The 534-nt window shown below is 69.5% G+C and carries 1 protein-coding gene; it reads right to left on the bottom strand.

The annotated features are described in order from the left end of the window. A partial coding sequence (locus tag BST12_RS32655) for a hypothetical protein (protein ID WP_170062236.1) occupies positions 1 to 534 on the bottom strand: 534 nt, incomplete at both ends.

Raw genomic sequence — 534 nt, 5'->3', positions numbered from 1 at the left:
GCGCAGTGTCGACGGTGTCGGACCGCGTCAGCCAGCCCTGCAACTGAGTCAGCACCTGCTGGGTCAGGGCATGCACGCGTGACACCGGGTCGTGGTCGCCCGGTTCGAGGTGCGGCAGGGCCCAGATGACGAGATCGGTGTCGTCTAGATCGGACCGGGTCAGGTCGGGATGAATCGAGGCCTGGCGCAGGGCGGCGGCAACGTGGTCCGGGTCAGCGGCCACTACGACCCAGCTCGGCGAAACCCCAACCGCGGCAACGGTATCGCCGGGCAGAGCCGGCCAATCCAGGGAGAACGCGCTGCCCCGCGTCGGAACCGAGATGGTGGGGACAGGAGTATCGGGCAGTGCCCGCAAACTCAGGGTGCTGATGGTGATCACCGGGGCCCCGGTCGGATCGCTGGCCTGCACCGTGTAGGTATCGGGGCCCGTGCGAGTCGCGCGCACGCGCAGCTGTGTGGCCGCAGCGGCATACAGGGTCACCCCGGCCAACGCGAACGGCACCCGCGGACCCGTGGGGTCGGCATCGAAGCCAT

This window comes from Mycobacterium angelicum, assembly GCF_002086155.1.
GTDB lineage: Bacteria > Actinomycetota > Actinomycetes > Mycobacteriales > Mycobacteriaceae > Mycobacterium > Mycobacterium angelicum.
This window is presented reverse-complemented; position numbering and strand designations above follow the sequence as displayed.